The 19,130-nt window shown below is 52.6% G+C and carries 15 protein-coding genes and 3 pseudogenes; 8 read left to right on the top strand and 10 right to left on the bottom strand.

The window, feature by feature from the left end:
- Positions 1-31 precede the first annotated feature (31 nt).
- Complete coding sequence (locus GHO41_RS16355) at positions 32-703, top strand: hypothetical protein (protein WP_153434140.1); 672 nt, start codon at positions 32-34, stop codon at positions 701-703.
- Between the two features lie 182 nt (positions 704-885).
- Positions 886-4,203 (top strand): exodeoxyribonuclease V subunit beta, encoded by a 3,318-nt coding sequence (locus tag GHO41_RS16350; protein WP_153434139.1) that lies wholly within the window; start codon positions 886-888, stop codon positions 4,201-4,203.
- A gap of 163 nt (positions 4,204-4,366) precedes the next feature.
- Here GHO41_RS16350 and GHO41_RS16345 read toward each other — a convergent pair whose 3' ends face one another.
- The 4 genes from GHO41_RS16345 to GHO41_RS16330 all read right to left on the bottom strand — a co-directional run bounded on the left by GHO41_RS16345 (position 4,367) and on the right by GHO41_RS16330 (position 7,113).
- A complete protein-coding gene (locus GHO41_RS16345) occupies positions 4,367-4,903 on the bottom strand; it encodes a hypothetical protein (protein ID WP_153434138.1) in 537 nt (178 codons plus the stop codon).
- A 214-nt stretch (positions 4,904-5,117) separates the two neighbouring features.
- On the bottom strand, positions 5,118-5,807 hold the full coding sequence (locus tag GHO41_RS16340; protein ID WP_153434137.1) for a Crp/Fnr family transcriptional regulator: 690 nt from the start codon (positions 5,805-5,807) through the stop codon (positions 5,118-5,120).
- On the bottom strand, positions 5,807-6,223 hold the full coding sequence (locus GHO41_RS16335) for a 30S ribosomal protein S10 (RefSeq protein ID WP_153434136.1): 417 nt from the start codon (positions 6,221-6,223) through the stop codon (positions 5,807-5,809). Before GHO41_RS16335 ends, GHO41_RS16340 begins: the two co-directional genes overlap by 1 nt.
- Positions 6,224-6,249: 26 nt before the next feature.
- On the bottom strand, positions 6,250-7,113 hold the full coding sequence (locus tag GHO41_RS16330) for a hypothetical protein (RefSeq protein ID WP_153434135.1): 864 nt from the start codon (positions 7,111-7,113) through the stop codon (positions 6,250-6,252).
- Between the two features lie 249 nt (positions 7,114-7,362).
- Between GHO41_RS16330 and GHO41_RS30775 the strand changes: the two genes are divergently transcribed.
- Positions 7,363-7,731: a PilZ domain-containing protein gene (locus tag GHO41_RS30775; protein WP_153434134.1), complete on the top strand. Its 369-nt coding sequence runs from the start codon at positions 7,363-7,365 to the stop codon at positions 7,729-7,731.
- A 454-nt stretch (positions 7,732-8,185) separates the two neighbouring features.
- Here GHO41_RS30775 and GHO41_RS16320 read toward each other — a convergent pair whose 3' ends face one another.
- From GHO41_RS16320 to GHO41_RS16310, 3 genes are read right to left on the bottom strand one after another with little or no spacing between them, the layout of a single operon-like run.
- On the bottom strand, positions 8,186-9,328 hold the full coding sequence (locus tag GHO41_RS16320; protein WP_153434133.1) for an insulinase family protein: 1,143 nt from the start codon (positions 9,326-9,328) through the stop codon (positions 8,186-8,188).
- The gene (locus GHO41_RS16315) at positions 9,309-10,436 is read right to left on the bottom strand and encodes a hypothetical protein (RefSeq protein ID WP_153434132.1); all 1,128 of its coding nucleotides are present in this window, start codon (positions 10,434-10,436) and stop codon (positions 9,309-9,311) included. The genes GHO41_RS16320 and GHO41_RS16315 overlap by 20 nt, the downstream gene beginning before the upstream one ends.
- Positions 10,437-10,492: 56 nt before the next feature.
- On the bottom strand, positions 10,493-11,422 hold the full coding sequence (locus GHO41_RS16310) for a DNA replication terminus site-binding protein (protein WP_178126530.1): 930 nt from the start codon (positions 11,420-11,422) through the stop codon (positions 10,493-10,495).
- A gap of 151 nt (positions 11,423-11,573) precedes the next feature.
- Here GHO41_RS16310 and GHO41_RS16305 point away from each other — a divergent pair, with 151 nt between their 5' ends.
- Both GHO41_RS16305 and GHO41_RS16300 read left to right on the top strand, forming a co-directional pair.
- Entirely contained in the window at positions 11,574-13,220 is a 1,647-nt protein-coding gene (locus tag GHO41_RS16305; protein ID WP_153434130.1) for a M48 family metallopeptidase, read from the top strand.
- A 22-nt stretch (positions 13,221-13,242) separates the two neighbouring features.
- The gene (locus tag GHO41_RS16300) at positions 13,243-13,797 is read left to right on the top strand and encodes a DUF922 domain-containing protein (RefSeq protein WP_178126529.1); all 555 of its coding nucleotides are present in this window, start codon (positions 13,243-13,245) and stop codon (positions 13,795-13,797) included.
- Positions 13,798-14,314: 517 nt separating this feature from the next.
- On the opposite strand, the gene GHO41_RS16295 is transcribed toward GHO41_RS16300, so the two are convergent.
- Positions 14,315-15,007, bottom strand: coding sequence for a cyclic nucleotide-binding domain-containing protein (locus GHO41_RS16295; RefSeq protein ID WP_153434128.1), 693 nt, complete (start codon positions 15,005-15,007; stop codon positions 14,315-14,317).
- Positions 15,008-15,045: 38 nt separating this feature from the next.
- Positions 15,046-15,933, bottom strand: a pseudogene (locus GHO41_RS16290) (IS3 family transposase); the annotation flags it as partial.
- Positions 15,934-16,007: 74 nt separating this feature from the next.
- Here GHO41_RS16290 and GHO41_RS16285 point away from each other — a divergent pair.
- Entirely contained in the window at positions 16,008-17,033 is a 1,026-nt protein-coding gene (locus GHO41_RS16285) for an IS110 family transposase (RefSeq protein WP_153434127.1), read from the top strand.
- A 261-nt stretch (positions 17,034-17,294) separates the two neighbouring features.
- Here the strand turns inward: GHO41_RS16285 and GHO41_RS16280 are convergent.
- A pseudogene (locus GHO41_RS16280) lies at positions 17,295-17,555 on the bottom strand (transposase); the annotation flags it as partial.
- A gap of 295 nt (positions 17,556-17,850) precedes the next feature.
- Here GHO41_RS16280 and GHO41_RS16275 point away from each other — a divergent pair.
- Both GHO41_RS16275 and GHO41_RS16270 read left to right on the top strand, forming a co-directional pair.
- A pseudogene (locus tag GHO41_RS16275) lies at positions 17,851-18,111 on the top strand (transposase); the annotation flags it as partial.
- 158 nt (positions 18,112-18,269) lie between these two features.
- Positions 18,270-18,962, top strand: a complete 693-nt coding sequence (locus GHO41_RS16270; protein WP_256678789.1) for an IS630 family transposase — start codon at positions 18,270-18,272, stop codon at positions 18,960-18,962.
- The last annotated feature ends 168 nt before the right edge of the window (positions 18,963-19,130 follow it).

The following is a 19,130-nucleotide window of genomic DNA, read 5'->3' as shown; positions in this document are numbered from 1 at the left end:
TGCTGATGGCAAAACCCTAAGAGATATGCAAATGCTTTTTATGATGTGCTGCATAGCGGTTATGGCAGCAACTTGCTCCCAGATTTTCAAAACTCTATTTTCAGAGAACGACAAATCATCACAAGGTCGTATGTTCGCCATGAACCTACTCACAGTGGTCATGTCGTTGTGCTTTGCGGCACCAGTATTGGAGTTAATGTTCAAAGCATTTTCAGCTGAGCTTGGGAGCAGTATGGGGATGCAAAGCAACCGTTGGACTGTGTGGGCTGTCCTTGTCGGTTCCGGCGCTGTAGCTGTTTACGGCTACCTCTTGTATGGCGGAACACCAAAGGACAAGCGTGGGCAATTCTGGCCTATTGGTCGTTCGGTTGTGTTGTCAGGTGTCGTCATCGTAGGTGTTATGTCTTCTATCTCACATCTGACGTTCTTCCGTAGCTATCAAGATGGAATCGCGAATATCGAGCTCTTACGCAAAATGGCACCACTTAAGGACTTGGCCCAGTGTAATAGTGGAGTCGCCTTCGTCCAGTTCCGAGAGGATGATGGTCCTATGAAATATCGTTGCCCAACACTTTTGATGTTCGGTGGAGAGACTTCGCAGCCGTTCGCACCGTGGCCAGATTTCGTTGATGGTGAAAGTCAGGAGTTGGCAGTCCTCATCCACGACACCATCCAGGCTGCCCAGAAACTTGGTGAGAAGTGAAAGGTGGCTTTCTGGTCGGGAGTCTCGCCCCGGTCAGCACCAGGAGCAGCTATAGCAATGACAAAAAGGCCGGCGCAAAGCCGGCCTTCGAGTTCCTACGCTCGGGTTTGACAAGTTCCCCGCATTACTGATGACACCGCAGACTGGCCGTTAATCTTCTAGGCATCACTTAGGAGAGCCCCATGACTGTTCCAGCTCGCATTGAATCCCAACTGTCCCACCTGACTCCGATCATGGCTGCCATCGCTGCAACCAACCCGCATGATGCGGACGTTCGCGCTTTGTCCATTGATCCAAGCCGGTCGGTGGCTTTGCTTGCGCCGGCAGGCTCTGGGAAAACTACGCAGTTACTGTTGCGCCTTCTGGCGTGCCTGACAGTGGTAGAGCGCCCTGAGGAAATCCTTGCCATCACCTTCACCAACAAAGCTGCCGGCGAAATTGTAGAGCGTGTCACGGGCGCACTCGCAATTGCTTCAACAGGAGTTGAGCCTGTTGAAGCTCACGAAAAGCCACTTTACATGCTTGCCCGGCAAGTTCTAGAGCGTGACGCACTGCTTGGCTGGAACCTCATTTTGAACCCGGCACGTCTGCGCATCATGACATTCGATGCCTACTGCGCACAGATCGCAGGGAAGATGCCGATCATGTCCGGCCTGGGCGGTGGCCGCACATCGGAAGACCCACGTTTGGTGTACCGCACTGCCATTTTGGAAACGCTAGGAAGCGTAAATGACGAGTCCATTTCTTCCGAGTTACGTGAGGCGCTGGAAGCCGTTCTTGGCTTCGCTCGCAACCAATTCGAGCTTCTGGTCCCAATGTTCTCGCAGCTCCTGATGAAGCGCGATCAGTGGGTTGGCGAAATCCTGAATATCAATGCTGCCGAGTTGAGTTCATGCCTGACTGAGATTGTCGAAACGGAAGTGGCTGGCGCCGTGGATATTCTGTCCCAGCACGGCTTCGATACCTGCTGGGCAATCTTTGCTGATGCGAGCGGTGTGCATGATGTACACAGCTGGGCTTCGTATGGTTGCGTCGATGCCACAGCAGAAGGTCGTGACTTTGCACGCCATGCAGCAAAAGCACTGTTGAAGGCCGACAATATTGTTCGCAGCAAGGTAGATGCCCGGAACGGCTTCCCTGCCAAGGAGGCTCTTACCTCGCGAATGAATGGCTTCCTTAAGTCTCTGACTGGAGCTCCAGAAGTTAACGATGCGCTGATCAAGCTTCGCGATATGCCTGATTCTGAGTACCCGGCTGAGTCTGCGAAGATGATGGAACATCTAACCCTGATCATGCGTTACCTGATGGCCAACCTGATGCTGGCCTTTGACGGTAGCGCTACGGTGGACTTCCCCGAAGTAGCTCAGCGAGCGATCCTGTCCCTTGGCGCAGGTGTAGAAATCGGCGATGCGCTGCTGGACGAAGACCGCGTGTGCCATCTTCTCGTAGACGAGACCCAAGATACCTCCCCCGGCCAGTACAAACTTTTGCTTTGCCTTGTGCAGGCATGGGAGCCGGACGATGGCCGCAGTATCTTCATGTGTGGAGACCCTTATCAGTCGATCTACCTGTTCCGTGGTGCGACTGTTGGCCAGTTCATCGAAACGGAGAAACAAGGCCGTTTTGGTCCGAAAGAAATGGAGGTTTACCATCTGCGTGTAAATTTCCGTTCTTCGCCTGCAATCGTTGAATGGAACAACAAAATCTACAGCGAGCTGTTTGCTGGTCCTACCAGCAGCTTTGTACCGTCTGTACCATTTCGTTCGAACCCTGGCCAAGTGACCGTTGAGGCATTACTCACGCCACTCGCCGAAGGTGTTCGCGTAGTCAGCTTGATCCAAGACGCTTTCAAAGTTGACCCGAGCCAATCTGTGGCCATCCTTGTACGCGCACGTTCGCATCTGAAATTCATCCTGCCTGCACTAAAGCAGGCAGGTATTCAGGCAAGCGGGACCGATATTGACCCAATCGCAGAGTCTGACCCTGTTGCCGAGGTCGTCTCGATGATCAAGGCGCTCTGGCACCAAGCGGACAAGACTTCTTGGCTTGCTCTACTGCGCTCTGCATTTGTCGGTCTAAGTTGGGAAGATACCCTCGCTGTCAGCCGTGGTCACAGTGTCATTCCTGCGGCTCTGCGTATGCCCGAGGTTTTGGCTTCGCTGACACCGGAAGGCAATGCTCGTGTGATGCGTTTGACCGAAGCGCTGGATGGCCTTGAGAAGGCTTCACGCGGTGATGAGTTGGCTTGGAAGGCCCGAGCTCTGTGGATGGGTTTGGGGGGCATGTCCACTGTCGATCAAACTGAACTGGGCGACGTAAAGACAGTGTTCAAGCTTCTGGGAACTCACACGGCCACTGGCGATCTGGACAACCCGCAAGCGTTCTTCAATGCACTGGCCAACCTTTACGCATCGCCGAAAGCTGGTGTGGTTCAGATCATGACTCTGCACAAAGCCAAGGGCCTAGAGTTTGGCACCGTCATCATCCCTTCGCTGCAAAAAAATGGTGGGAGGGACGATACCCCTCTGTTCCACTGGCGCACGATCAATGGCCGATTCTTCCTGGCCCCTAACATGGGGACTGAGGATGATATGTCCCCAGAGAGCCGTCTGTTCAATTACCTTGGCAGCCGCGTGAAAGCGGACCATCACGATGAACTTGAGCGCTTGGGTTATGTGGGCACTACCCGGCCAATTTCAAACCTTCACCTGCTTGCCTGTAAAGATATTGAAGACGAGGACAAGGGCTCGTCCAACTCACTGCTCGGCGCTTTGAAGCGTGTATTGGCCAACGAGTTTGTGGGCGTAGACGGTGATGCTGATCAGTTGGAAGTTGTCGGCGGAGTACCATCCAAAGCTCGGCTCGATGCTGATCACTTTGTTGAGTTGCCTGCGGATAGTTTCATCCCCGCAGCAACAAACGAAGCGGTCCCGACTGAAAATGAACTGCACGATGAGTTGCGCGAGGGTGAGGGCAATGATTACCGGGCAAAGGTTGAGGGCATCGTCTATCACCGCTTTGTAGAAATCATCGCAAAGGACGGGTTGGTCAACTGGCCAGTATCGAAGCTTAGTGGGAAAGGACAGGCAGTTGCCGCGCTCATGCGCCGGGAAGGCTATCCGATTAAAGACATTCCAGCAGGGCGGGACCGAGTGCTGCGCCTGCTCACCACAACCCTTGAAAGTGAGAAGGGCCGCTGGATTTTGTCAGCGCACGACCAAAGCGGCCAAGAGGTGCAGGTCAGCGGCTACCGGAATGGTCGATGGGTTCACCGTTATCTCGACCGCACGTTCGTAGCTGATGGCGCCTACTGGATTCCCGACTGGAAGACTGCTGAATGCCCAGAGGGCATGGATGTGGAAGCGTTCCTCCGGGCAATTACATCGCGCTACCAGCAGAAGATGGAGGAATACCGCGCTGCTGTTATTGACGCTGGCATCACGCTCCCTGTGAAGCCATGCCTGTATTTGCCTGCGGTAGATCGCTTTCTAGAATTGTGAGAGACAGTACTTACCGGAATGGATCGCACCGTATTCTGATCAGTATTGCCATGATCCTCCCTGCGCCCTTCAAGAAGCATCTGTAGGGCAGGGGAGTCAAGTAGCAGTATCTGCGCGGGCTTTGGCGAGTAAAGCCTGTGAGCGGCTTTGCGGGCGGGACTGGCTACATCTTCGATGCAAGGCGAAGCCCAGGGTTTGCTCCGCTGACCTTCATCCGTTTGTGTAGCGGGGGCATGTTCGGAGGAATACGGCGCTTAATCGTTTGCCAGTATTCATCACGCAGCCCAACCAAGCCCAGGTAAAGGTCATGATCGTACGCGATCTTCACTTTCCCATCAGCGTAGGCGAGGCACCCAAGGATGGTGTGATTCGGATACCGATCTTTCAGGTGGCCCATGTAGAGCATGAGTTGGTACAGCTCATTTAGCCTTACGCGGTCACGGTACTTTCGGCTTTTGAACTCACCTACCAGGATTACCTTTTCAACCAATTCTTCGAAAACAGCATCTGGTATACCGTTGATCCCATGTCGAGACAGCTTTATACGCGCAGTCGCGTTTCCAAGATCAGTGCTCAGCAATTTGTGAGTAGCTTCGCTAGCACCGAAACGAGAGTAAATCTTTAACGGCGCCTTAAACTTCGAAACGAAGAATATGAAAGCCAGCAGAAGTAAGAAACCAACGAGAGGTAGAATTGGCATCAGATCAGGCCCAAGTAGAGAGTTGCTGCAACAATCGCTGCTGCCAGAATTACGAATTTGATGCTGCTTGGAAGTGTACGTGGACGTGCTCCAAGCGCGTTATGAGCGCGATTCCCATACTTAACGGCGGCTGCATCGACGCTATCGAATACAGCTTTTGGGTCACTTGCATATCTGGCCAGTTTGCTCACTGCGATACTGGATGGTTTTCTGTTCACACTGCATTCTCTCTGTAGAAAAGTCGTTTGTACCCGTAGAAGCTCACAACGCCAGATTCCTCAAGCGCTCTAAATGCCCGTGTAGCCGAGCGCTTCTGCACACCGGCCAAATCCCGTATCTGCTGCTTATTGGCTTCAACCTCACGGCCCAGTTTCGAGTCAATAGCGGTGGGGTGGCTGGCAAGCATTGTGAGCACGCGCCTTATTCGGTCTTGGTCGCGGCCCACAGAATCACTCAAGGCTCTTGAGTAAGCTTGAGCCATGCTGGCATCCACCAATGGAAAGATGCTGTCCCATAATGGGAATTCAGTTCTAAATGGCTCGAAGGCTTGCTCTCGGATAATCAAGCAAGTGGTTTTGCAGTGGGATGTGAGCTGGAGGTGCTTGCCCCCACTGATTGGGGTCGAGAATAGATCACCTCTTTTCAGGAATTGAATCAACAACGTGCGTGGGTCGTCATCGTTCGGTGAATCAGTGACGTACAGCCCACCGTCGATCAACAGCCCAAACTCCAGTGTGGCCAATTCAAGGCATTCAGTTTTGTGAAGTGTCTCTATGGAGCCATGCTTAATCATCGCAAGCAAAAAACTGCCCCAGTGAGCAAAAAGGCATTCGTTGTTCACGATCCAGTCAGGGGCGGGAACATCCATCAAGCCGTTCGAGCCAGCGAATCCCTTTGTCATCATCAGCGATCCTCGCGCAAGTCGTACTGATTGTCGTAGGGCTCGATTTTCAGGTTCACATCTGATGGAAGCTCTACCTTGATAAGGTCAGTCATCATTTCGTTGGTAGGGTCGATGACCAGGAGCACGTTGCGGTATCGAATGGCCTGAGTGACGTACACGCCCTTGGTTGAATCCTGCTTGCGCATTTCCCGAAGGATCATCCAGCGGCGGCGTTCAGTTTTGAGTGCCTTAGGTCCCCGGCAACGTACACCTGCCCACTTAGCAATAAAGGACTTGAGGGAGTTGCAGGCGCCCCGTACTGAGTCACTTCGAATTCCATCGACGACGATGTAGAAACTAGCGGCTGAGAAACGCACTTTCTGCGTTCTTTTGTCCGCTAAATCCCAAGGGACCGGGCTTTTCGCTTCTGTAATCATGGGGGCTGTCAAATAGAGGGCATGCTTTATAGTGGGAGCTCTGAGACCCCATTTTGAGTAGTGAGCTTTAACTGTTTTCGCATCCCGTGGCGTCGGGACTGGTGCATGAACACAACCATCATCCCTCCGAAGAACCACGCCATGCCGAAAGTCGTCGAGAAAACCACCAGAGGGTGGGTGACTATCTGTGCAGCACGCTTTGCCATTTCGTGATTGATGACAACGCGGTTCAAGTTGTGGTTTTTGTAGTAGGTGATGATGTATTTCTGCTGCGCATCGACTCCCCTGAACACAGTGTCGTCATCGTTCGGGATTTTGCCGATGTAGCCCGTGGTGTTCATGATGATTCCATCGTGACTGCGTATTACGGCCATGAGGCCTTCGTCATGTCGCAGGGCAGTTGGAATGTCATCATCCTCCCAGCTGTAACATGTCCAAATGCCTTGATCGCACTGGTATCGAAAGCGACCTTCATAGGTGGACGTGAACTCTTTCTGGTAGGCCAGCTCGGCATCCAGGATTGCTGTCTGCATCTGATATGGAAACGTGTAGTGCAGCCATATCTGGAAGCAGGTGAAGAACAGCAGGAAGGCAGTGATGTAGATGCGGAAGAAGCTCTTGAACCCTTTCTGCGTGAACCGCGCAATCAGCGACAGCGCTACGATCATCAGCACCGTAACATCGCCTCGCTGGCGCTCAGCTGAGTCAATGTCGTGGCCAAACCACATGTTGATGGCCTGATAGGCCTTGTTGAGCAGATTGACTTCTTCTTGCCATATCGCAGTGGCCAGCAGCACTGCGAGCCATCCGAGGGTGATGTTTCGCTTGAAGTGAGCAAGCAGGCCGCACCAGATTGAAAAGAATAGGAGAAATACTCCGAAGTCTTCCAAGCACTGGTCGAGTGACCATGCGTCCCAACCGCCATCGCTGAATGGATACGAACATATGATGGTTGTAATCCAAAATACGGTGCAAACCAGCAAACTTTGAGTCTGCCAAGTGACAGAGTTAAGCCTGTCATTCATTCTCGAAAGGTAACTATGGATGCTCTGCATGGCGCTCGCTCGATTGGAATCAAACCAGTCTGGCGATTTCGGCTATGCGCTTCCACCGAACCCTAAGCACTTAACGAGTTGTCTATGTCTGAGTCCGAACGCCGCCACACACGCTACGCCCTGTCATCCGGTGAGTTTGCCCGACAGAGGTTAAAGCGTTGTGGGATGCTTGGTTCTCTCAAAGGTTGGAAAGAGTGTCGAGTCAAGGATATTTCATCCGCTGGAGCCCTTCTTCTGACCAAGACTGAGCACTACCTTGGCGATTTTATCAACCTAGAGTTATTGTCCTCAGGTGGCAGCAAGTTACTTTTCAGAGGTGAGGTTGTGAACCTGGGGAAGGATCACAGCACGAACCAACACAAGGTGGGAGTCAAGATAGTCCCCCCAACACCCGGCTCGGGTGAGGCCATTTTTTTGAATAGCATTCAAATTCGCTACAAACAGAGTGCCTAGATGCCGAAAGCCGCTGCCTTTTTACAGGCCAGCGGCTTTTAGCTTGAGAAGATGGGAGCCGCTAACACCACAGAAGTGACAGTAGGGGGGAGCGTGAGATAGGAAGTCTTCCTACGCGGTTCCCAGAAAACAGTGGGTGATTCTTAATGAAACCCTTTGCACGCATATTAGCGCATAGGCTTATGACTGTCAGTGGGGCGTACTGTGATATTTGACAAATGTTAGTGAATGTTTTGCAAAGGATTCAAATATTAGCTACAGATTTCGTTAAGAAAAATGCTGCTTTTCATCAGGTGCCACAAGGTCAGCCGATTCAGGAAGTGTTAAATATGACACGTATCATGTTAAGTAAATGTGACCGGGAACTCAAAGAATAGTTCACATCTGGTGCGAGCCTGAATGCCTCCCACGGTCACAATGCCATTTTTTCCGCGCATGCGCGGAAATTTTTGTCCTACAACTTTTCCATAATCCGATGAAATGGGTCCTTAAGGGGCGCGGCCCAATGTGGTTTTGGTGACTGAGCCTCGGCAATTAATGGTGTTCCGATAGGGTAGCTGACCCGTTGTGCCCCATACGCTTTCCAGACAGGATCATTGCCAAATTGGTTAGGATTTACATTGGCCATTGCAGCAATTGCCACTGCTTTCAGCGCGCCTCCCTTGTCGGCGGTTAGTCCAGGTATTTCCAATCGAATCCACCCGCCACTAATGCTCTGCTCAACGAAAGAGTGGGCCGTATACAGCTGGTATTCGCGACGAATGTACGCCTGTAGTTCAAGCCTTGCCTGATCGGCATACGCGTTAGCCTCGTCCACTGGAAGACTTTTCCGGCCCGCAATCGGGAAAATGATTTCTACCTGACCGATAGTGCCGAGGACACTGATGGTCTGTCCGTTTTCTCGAACCCTGTCCTGAGAATTAGGGGAGGGTGCATCATGACCGGCGAGAATCACTAGGCCTAATCCGTCAAGGTCGAAGGTGTCGGGCATGGCTTTCGCAACGAGCCTAATATTTGAAGCTGTGTAGAACTGGTCATACACCGCCTGCATATCATCCAGAGTGTAGCTCAAGAACCTTGTTTTGTCTGCTACGCAAGGTTGCGTGCCGCCAGCTGATACAGCGATGAATCGCTCATAAAAGCTTGGTGAGCTTACGTAGCTTTCCGGCGCCCGCAATTCATGGAGAATGGCGTGTTTTTCCCGCTCAATGCCTATCTTGGGAAGTGAGGGGCGGCCCAGGAAGGTAGCGAGAGCACTTTCCATAGTTTTGGCCTCGTTTGCCGGGCCTTCAAGCGTGAACTGAGTGAAGTCACTTCGAGTGACCGCAGAAAGCTTAATGCCTTTCGACCTCAGCGTGATCACAGCATCAACAGGGGTCTCGCCGTACTCGGTGCCGCTCAGGAGCAGGTGCTCGATTAAATGAGGTGCCTCGCGCATGCCGCATGTGGTGGTTGTTCCTACTGCCAAGATGGCTTCTAGTTTGACGGTAGGGGCATCTGGGGCGATCATTGCGGTTGTAAGGGCGGCTTGGGCTGATTGCGCCAGTACCGCGCACAGCGCGACTAACAACAGTCTTTCATTGCCCACGAATTGCATCTTTCATCCTTTCCAGTAACGATTTTGTTTTCGGGTCATCTGGAATTAAATCCATTGCCCCGAATCGCGGCCCTGATTCCTCAGATTGGTACAAGTACTGCATTTTGCCTCGCTTGAACCCAACGTAAGGGGCTGAGTAACCAATGAACTTGTCCATATCCAGGTAGGACTCCTGAATATTCTTGTCAAAGCCAAAGATGACGCGAATTCCTACTCGCTTCCACAACTCTGCATTTGGTTCCCTGACTATAACGACCACATGGATGCCTTTCTCTGTAGCCAGGGCAAAAGCTTTGTCCAGATCGTCCGTGTCGAGTGACAGGTTATCCACGTCCACGACCAGTGCCCGGCCATCAGGAGAGCCGTCAACCAGCAATGCTGCATTGCGATCTACAAGTTGAGATAGCAGGTAGGTTTGGAATGGGACGAGTGAAATTAGTACACGACCCTTGCCCAGTTTTTTTGCAGCAGATGTGCTGTATCCGCTATCTAAGTCTCCCTTGAGGACGACAGTGTTCTTGGACATGATTGAAAGCCAGTCAGCCCCGCTCGGATCGTCACGAATGACGACGACTCGCGTACCCTGCATTGGGTTGAGAGTGATTTCTTGATCAACGAACCGCCGAGCCTTTTCGGCATCAGGCTGCATGATCAAGCAGTGCTCATGGATGTACCGCCCCAACACATACTGGATGGGCGCGTAGTAGCCAAAACGGTCCTTGAACTTCGCCAGCATGGCTCGATCAGTGGTGTTCGGATCGAGCGGGTCCGAGCGGGCATAGGTGAGCAGGGAGTCGAAGTTCGAGAAGCCGCACATAGCGGCTACGATGTTTCGCTCAGGCACCCCTTGGCGTACATCCTCGTTTGCGGACAGCGACAGGTTGAGAGCCATGAGCATTAAGTCCATCACCGGATGGTGGACGGCCTGTTTGAGCATTTCTCGGTATGGCCTAACGTACTGCAATCCTTCGACCTTATCGCTTAACTCTAAGGAGTGAAGGTCAAGCTTCCGATAGCCATAGGCACGGGCAACCGCCATAGCTGCTTGTTCAGTGTTGAACTCTTTCGGGTACTTATTCTGTAGTCGCGCTACCTGTGTTTCCAACATGCTTGGTTCCCAATGTCCGGTGGCCACCTGTTAGCCACGCACGGGAGCCGAATGGGTCAACCGTATCTGTAGCTCTCCAGGTAGCGATAAAACCAGAGCCCGTCTACAACAGGCACGGTGCTGATCATCTGTTTCCGAGTCTCACGCTTAGGTGTAGATACCTCGGGTTCCCAGTTTGATAGTGGGATGATCGTGGGCACTGAATCGCCATATTCGTAAACGATGGGAGTTGGCGCTGGTCGGAGCCTCAGTTTCTGGCTGTCATGGAATGTAACCCGCGCCCGGACGTGAGGTTGTCCAGGTCGAAATGCAGCTATATTCTCGTTTGGCTTGCAGTCACGCTGTAGCTCCGCGATTAACATCACGAATTTACTCGACTTGTCCCCTTCATCCAGCTCATTCAGTTTCGGGATATGGCCGTGTAGTTTTTTGAGATAGTCCGAGTAGTGCGCAATCCACTCCTTAGCAGTTTTGTTGAGCACCGAGGGGGCCGACTCCCAGAAGAAGGTGACTTTTTTGGGGCCATTTGCAATCCAGGTTTTGCGCATGGCTTGCAAGCCTGACATATACGGCCACGTCTTCCAGACCTTCGAACGTTCGTGTTGATCCTCGATCTGCACAATTAGAGACTCAATCTCAGACTTGATACCGTTCAGGTAGTCCAGTTCCTTGATCCAGTCCGCAGGCAAGGCTATTACTCCCGGAACACGCAAGGTTTCGCATGGGTGCTGGCTACCCCGTTCAATGAGCAACGCAGTGAGACCATATATGGCTCGATCTACCGCGTCTGCCGCTAGGAGGGGTGTGACGGTGATCCCTTTTGTGTCATCCACCATCTGCTGATCACGAAAGGGTAGGTGAAAGGCAGCATCAACCCGTAATCGCTCTGGGTAGGCTCGCATTTTTGAGGCGAGCGCTTTCAGGCGGTTATCCAAGAAGTTAACGTTTTCTCTAATTCCTTGCTGCTGGCTAAGGTATTTCGCCATGGCTCTCACCTTATCGGTAGACGTGACAATCATAGCTGCCATCGGGAGCTCAATGTCTCTGTACTCGCTTCATTAGGGTAAATGTACAGGGTTGAGGTGAAACACAGTCTCACGATCAGGAAACTAGGGCTATCTGGAAAAGGAGCCCCTTGTGAATCTGAGCCAAGAATTCCGTAGCGCAGCCAACCTGGGCGTAATCGCCAAGAAATGGTTCCAAACCGTCGAGTCGCGGTTTGAAGAAGCGAGCATCACTGTTGCCAAACAAACAGGATTGGATGCGGCTGCCTCGCTGCTTGCGCCAGCTGCTTTGGTTGCGCAATTCATCATGGCTGAAAGCCTTCCAACTGATCGTAGGTTATCGGTTCTTGTAATGAGTGACGACGCGGTGGCCATCATGGACGAAGGCCTGTGGGTTGGATTCGCAGCTGATTTGGCCGGAACCCAACCTATTGACCTGTTTAGTACCTGCTCCCAAGTTATTCACTCGGATCATTTTGAACCTGCTCAGAAACTGGGCCTGCCCGTCCACACCACGCTGCTGCCCGCAGAGGCTCGGGGCCGAGAATGGGATTTGGTAGTTTGGATTCACCCTGCCATTGAGGCTGGTCAAAGTGAAGAAACGGTCGAGTTGGTAGCAACTCTGGCTTCGCGAGGCATCCCTGTTTATGCCTGTATGTACAACGAACTTGACGCGTTGATCCAGTCCCATGGTATTGCTCGAAAAGGTCTTGAATTCAGCTGGTTAAACGCTTCGGTTGCGACTGCGCGTGTAAGCAAGGCCACAGTTAACAAATTCGGCATAGCCACGGCTGAGGTAGGTATTGAAGGCGGTTGGGGTGCAGTGATGACGAGGCTACAACCGGCGTCGGTCAAGTATGACCCGCAGGGTTGGGAGCACATCAAGGTCGCGATGACTCTTTACCGGCTAGAAGGCTCTACCTCCGGTAGTTGGTGCTTGGGCGAAGTTTTGGCAGGAGTGTCTTTCAATCAGTGCAAGCCGGTGGGACTGATCGGCAACCTTGCAGTGGACCCCGATACGGGGATTCTGCTCTCAGAGTGCCCGACCACAAAGGTGCTCAATCTTGCTGGCCACCTTTGGTTCGAAATTCTCAATTCAATGCCGACGAATCTTTATGACTTGGTGCCTTGGGCGTCACGGGTGAAGCTTGCCTTCAACACGCAACTGACCAAGGAGGACAAGAAGCGTGTCGAGAGTATCGAGTTGCTAGAGAAAGCCTTTGAGGCGGGTTTGGTTGATGCAGGCATTGCGCTCGCACGCGGGTATGAGCGGATAGGCACCAAATCGGCCAAGGAGAAAGCGGCACTTCTGTACCAGGAGATAGGGTGCGATCACCCAATGAGTGCCTACTATCTCGCGCACAGCGCATTGGCGAGTGGTCAGGAAGACCAGTTTTGGCCACTTATCGAGAGTTCAGCAGCCGCGAAATACCCTCCTGCGATGACCGACTATGGCGCCGCACTGAGCGATGACGGGAATCTCGTCGAGGCTGGCAAGATGTTCATCAAGGCAATGAATGTCGGCGATGCCGAGGCAGCATTCCGCCTCGGTGAGTTGATGATCAAAGCCGGCGAATACGGGGAAGCAATGGATGCCTTACGGTCAGCGTGGACAAAGAACCACGCAGAAGCCCTGAACACTGCTAATTTGCTCTGTAACGAAATGCTAAAGCACGGTCTTGGGAAACCAGGGAAGTTGAAGCGCGAACTGAAAGACATTCAGTTCGCAATCAGCAAGCGCACTCGGCTTACAAACCAACTTGAGCGCGATGGTGCTTAGGATTGGTCTGTTGGTGCTCGCAATGGCTACCGCATCAGCAGTTGAAGCAGGCCCGGTGCCAATGATTAGCTTCAAGGTTCAGTACTACCCCGTTTATGGCGCGACTACAGCAGAAATCAGCGCGTCAGTGTTCAATAACACCCCGGTTGTCATGGATGGGCGAAGATTTGGCGCTGTAACACACAATCAGTTCCAGACAGGTTTTTCTGCCGTATCTACTGCTAGCGGCGGGTGTGAGGTAAAAAACGCGAAGGTTGTTTTGAACAGCACCATAGTGCTTCCCAATTTAATCCAAAACGGACAAAGCCCGGCTGTCCGGAGTGAATGGGATCGGTACATAGGGGCTCTGCGAGCTCATGAGCAGATGCACGCAACCAACGGGAAGTATACTGCTGAGACCCTGATAAGCAGGCTGTACAACTTCCATGCTGAAATGCCCTGCTCGATGATGAAAGCCAAACTAGATCAGGCTGTTGATAGGCTCATCAACAACATGGGGGAGTGGGATCAGCGACTGGACTCTCAGACCGAGCACGGAAAAAGCCAAGGAGCTTTTCTTCGACCAGGATTTCGGTAGGAATATGGCAGTCGGAACGCGGCGTATGCCGCGTTCTTGCATTTCAAAGCAGGAAGTACATTGCACAAAGGAGCCCGCAGACCGCGAGGCTTAGCACTGGTCCAGTCGAGGTTTCAGCGCCGTCATAGGTAATGCCGTCGAACGCTTTGTAAATGTACCAGCATAGACCTGCGATGATCGCGGTGGCGAAGCTGGACGTAACTGTCGCATTGGGTGAGGCAGAGTAGTCAGCGACAAAAGCAAGAATGCCCAGCACGACTGCGACGAGATGTGTTTCCTTGCTGAGCGGTGTAAGTCGGAGAAGGGTAAGGCTAAACATCATGACCTCGGCGGTTTGCGGTAAAAGGCTTTGCTGTCATAAGGGTCACTACTACAGCCGTAATGATTGCAAATATCCATGTCTGTGGCGTCCTTACTGCCAGCGGTGCGGGCATAAGGAACAGCGTGAAGCCCACGACCAGGGCTCCCATGGTCAGCCCGAGCAGCGTAGCGCTCATAACTAATGTGCGGGTGCAGTTCAAACGCATGTGGCCACCTCCTTAGTTTGCGGTTTGATCGGTACGCCGTGGCGTATGCCGACAATGACAATTCGACTCCCACTAGCTTCGATCAGGCCTTTCGTTCTCAGCGACCTCAGAATCCGACCGGCGCTTTCCCTGTTGCAACCAGCCATCTGGGCCAGCTCAATGCGTGTTAGAGAAATCTGCATGCCGTCTGGGTGAGTCAGTGCGTCAGGCAGGCGGGAAATCTCAATTAGGGACTTGTAGCATCGCTGCTCCAAGTCATCGAAAACCAATTGCAGAAGCTTTTCTGTTGTCTCGCCCAGGCGCTGGTTGATGAGTGAAGATAGCTCCGTGTAAATGCCCGGAAAACTCAGAGCTGCCCTCTTGAGTTCTTCATGAGAAATTGAAACAAGTTGAACATCGGTGCGGGCGTGGATCGTTGCAGTGGTTAGGTGGAGGGGGGTGCTATCGAACAGGCCTTGCTCGCCAAATATATCGCCGGGCTTTAGGTGGCTGATGCACACAACCCCCTCGCTATCCGAATTGGACAAAGCAACGCGCATGCTTCCTTCAACAACCTTGTAAAGGCATCGATCACCCTCCAGGAACGGGATTACCAAATCTCTTTTTTTAAGGTTCCGTCTTTTTTTGGATGCCAGAAACAACCTTTCCAATTGGCTGGCATAGGGAAGTTGAGCTTTGCTCACTACCTTTCCTTAATCGTTGTTGTCGTATATTGTAGTGGTCAACTCATCCCGGACACGGTTTTGAGTTTTTCTTCCGTTTTCGCTGGGGCCAATCCATCGTTAAATTGATGAGGTCGGATCCAGTTGTAGTGATGCATCAGGTACTGGCTAATATCTCTCTGAGCCTGGTGGCCGGTCATGTAGCCAGTGGTTGGTATCCACTCTGTTTTCAAGCTGCGAAAAACCCGCTCCATCGGCGCATTATCCCAGCAGTTTCCTCGGCGGCTCATACTCTGACGCATGCGATAACGCCACAGCCGCTGGCGAAAGTTGCGGCTGCCATATTGGGATCCCTGGTCTGAGTGAAATAGCAGGCCTTGCGGCTCGTAAGCCACATCCAACGCCTTGATCACCAAGTCTGCATCCGGCTTTTCTGATAACGCCCAGCCCACCACTCGGCGAGCGTAAAGATCCATGACAACCGCAAGGTAGTGCCATTTCCCCTGTGCCCAGATGTAGGTGATGTCGCCGCACCAGGCCTGGTTGGGCGCTTCGACATCAAATTCTCGGTTCAATATATTTGGGATATCCGGCCGCTCGACTGTCGCCTTTTTATAGGCGTGTGATCCTGGCTGCTTGCTGACCAACTCCAGCTCACGCATCAGCCTGCGTACCTTAAACCGTCCAATTTGCTCACCTTCTTCTTGCATCATCAACGTGATGCTTCGACTGCCGGGAGCACTTCGGCCCTGGGTGAACAACTCGCTCACTCGGCTACGCAGCCTGAGCCGCTCAACATCTGGTGTTCGCCGCCTTAGACGATGCGCGTAGTACCCCGAACGAGCGACCTCAAACGCCTCGCACAAGCAGTCAACAGGCTCATGGACGCTTAGCTGATTGATCAGCGCGTACGCTCGAGATCTTCCGACATCAAGAGCGCGGTAGCCTAATGAGATGGTCACCCCCACACCTTGCGAGGGCTAGGCTTTAGCAGGGTGATTTATTTTCGGAGGGCATCATCATGAGCGAGTCAGCGCTGATAGGTATTGATCTCGGTAAACATACGTTCCATCTGCACGGCCAGGATAAGTCAGGCCGGGAGGTGTTTCGCAAAAAATGTTCACGGGCGCAAATGATGCAGTTTTTCGCCCGCTCGCCGAGCTGTGTCGTGGCAATGGAGGCCTGTGCGGGGTCGCACTATGTTGCTCGTCAGTTGGCGGCAATGGGACACGCGGCCAAGCTGATTTCCCCGCAGTTCGTTAAGCCCTTCGTCAAGGGGAACAAAAACGACTTTGTCGACGCTGAGGCGATTTGCGAAGCCGCTTCTCGTCCTTCGATGCGTTTCGTTACGCCCAAGACTGAATCCCAGCAAACCCTGTCTGTACTCCATCGGATGCGCGAATCGTTGGTACGTGATCGCACCAGAACCGCTAATCAAATGCACGGTTTTCTATTGGAGTTTGGCCTCAGCTTACCCAGAGGTTTGGCCATCATGAAGCGTCTGGCGGTTGTTTTGGCTGAGCATGAACTTCCCGTTCGTCTGACGGTGCTGCTGCAGCGTTTGCACAATCACTTCGTCTATCTGGATGAGCAAATCAAGGCAATGGATAAAGAGTTGGCATGCCAACTGGCCGACGATGATCTGGGAAGTCGTTTGCTGAGCATTCCATGTGTCGGCCCGATCACCGCCAGCCTGCTGGCTGTGGAGATGGGCGATGGCAAGCAGTACCGATGCAGCCGGGACTTTGCCGCATCAGTGGGCTTGGTACCCAAGCAATACAGCACCGGCGGCAAGGCCCACTTACTGGGGATCAGTAAACGCGGCAACAAGCACCTTCGGCAGTTGTTGGTGCAATGTTCCAGGGTCTACATGCAGAGACTCGATCACCAGAAAGGAGCCTTGGCCGACTGGGTTCGCTCATTGCTGAGCCGACGCCACTCTAATGTTGTGGCCTGTGCCTTGGCTAACAAGCTAGCGCGTATTGCTTGGGCGATGGCCGCGCACCATACGCAATACGAAGCAGGGCCAGACGCCTTGAACGCCTGATTCTGCAGTTGTTGCTGTACCACGATTTACCTTTCAGGTTTTGCGATAGCTGAATAATTGATGACGTAAACGGCCTAACGGCCTGACGAAGAACCTGTTTTAAAAATTGGCTCAGCAAGAAGCCGTTAGCCTTTTCAGGATCGTCAGGCGCGACTCTCATCATGGCGCGGGTGAATCATCCAATAGACGCCGGATAGATTTAAGCAAGCCAACTACTTCGCCCATGAATCAGCATTGCAAAAAAGGGGGTGACCATAGATTTTTTAATATTGATTTCTCGCGCTCGAGGCGAGCAATCCGAGCTTCCAACTCCTGGATTTTTTGCTGCTCTGGTGTCAGGGCCTTGCTCTGGGGCGTGACGCCGGTGCACTCTTGCTGAAGCTGGTCGACCCAGCGGCGCAGCGCCGACTCACCAACACTCAGTGAACGACTGGCTTCGATGAAGCTGTAGTTTTGCTTGAGCACGAGGTCGGCAGCCTCGCGTTTGAATTCAGCGGAAAAGGTACGGCGTTGTTTGGTCATCTGACACCTCGATCTGGCGAGTATTCTCGCCTAAAAGGGTGTCCGGTTTCATTAGACCACTACAAATTGGGGCTCGGCCTTCCACAACGTTTATCTACCCTATTAGATTTTAGTCATATTTTACGATCTGAAGCCGAGCCCTGACGGTTACTAGTTCTCCAGCCTACCCAGCATTTTTTCGCTCTCAGTCCTGCATCAGGGCAATGATTTTAGTTAGGTTTTGATGATCTTGAGCCAATTTCAACTCCAAAACTTAACTTTTCTAAGCGTGCCTCCTTGTCAGGTATCACGATGCAGATATAGACGCTGGGAACATGATGCTGTATCGGAGGTAACGCAGAACCTGCTGAGCAAATCACCGGAGATAATGCAAGTCCGAAAGCGGACGGTTGAGCATCCCTTCGGGACGCTAAAGCAATGGATGGGTGCGACGCGCTTTCTGACCCGAAGGCTGGCCGGAGTGAGCGCAGAGTTGAGCTTGAATGTACTCCCCTATAATTTGAAACGGGTTATGAAAATCATCGGCGTTAATGGTTTGATGAAGGCGCTGTCGGCGCAAAAAAAAAGGCTGACTTTGGCCCATCCGAGAGGCTGTAAAGCAGCATTGACCTGTTCCAGGTCGCTACCCAGACCCGAGGCATTTACTGTGCGATCACTCAGCCAACGAACGTCAATGCTTCAAGACGATAGGGCCCATGAGCGTTTTTACACACTCTGGACCTTAAACCCCATCGTTTGAAAACGTTCAAGATCAGCAACGATCCGCATTTTGCCGATAAGGTCGTCGATGTCGTCGGGCTTTATCTGAACCCGCCGGATAACGCCATCGTGCTGTCGGTTGATGAGAAAACCCAGATCCAGGCACTGGATCGCACACAACCGATGTTGCCGCTACGCCCTGGCCAGATCGAGCGACGCACGCATGATTACAAACGCCATGGCACCGCCAGTCTGTATGCCGCTTTTGACATCCTGACCGGCCAAGTTATCGGGCGGATAACCCAACGCCATCGGGCCAAAGAGTTTCTGGCCTTCCTGCGACAGATAGACCGCGCGACGCCCGCAGAGCTTGACCTGCATGTGATTCTGGACAACAGCTCGACGCACAAAACACCTGCCATCAAGCAATGGCTGGAGAAGCACCCGCGTTTCAAACTGCACTTCACGCCGACCAGTGCTTCGTGGCTGAACGCCGTGGAAGGCTGGTTCGCGCAGCTGGAAAGGCGAGCACTGTATCGGGGTGTTTTCACCAGCGTGGCCGAACTGAAAGCGGCTATTCGTCAATTTATCGAGGCCCACAATGACCTTTCGGCGAAGCCCTTCAAGTGGAACAAGACGGCTGAATCCATCATTAGCTCTGTGAACAAAGCAAAGCTGGGAGCGATAAAAAATAAGTTATTGAATTAACCGCTCAGGACACTAGATTGACGCCCTAATATTCGTGATGGTCTTCTCAACACCTGCGTTCTGTACAGGGTATCCAGCGTGGTTTTCATCTGTTAGGGAAATTCTGAAAAAGACTTCCTGATTTGGCAGAATCCCCGAACACCAATCGCCGAGCTTTTCGATGATGAA

Origin of the sequence: Pseudomonas sp. FSL R10-0399 (assembly GCF_009600165.1) — a bacterium.
In the GTDB taxonomy this organism is placed as follows: Bacteria; Pseudomonadota; Gammaproteobacteria; order Pseudomonadales; family Pseudomonadaceae; genus Aquipseudomonas; species Aquipseudomonas helleri.
This window is presented reverse-complemented; position numbering and strand designations above follow the sequence as displayed.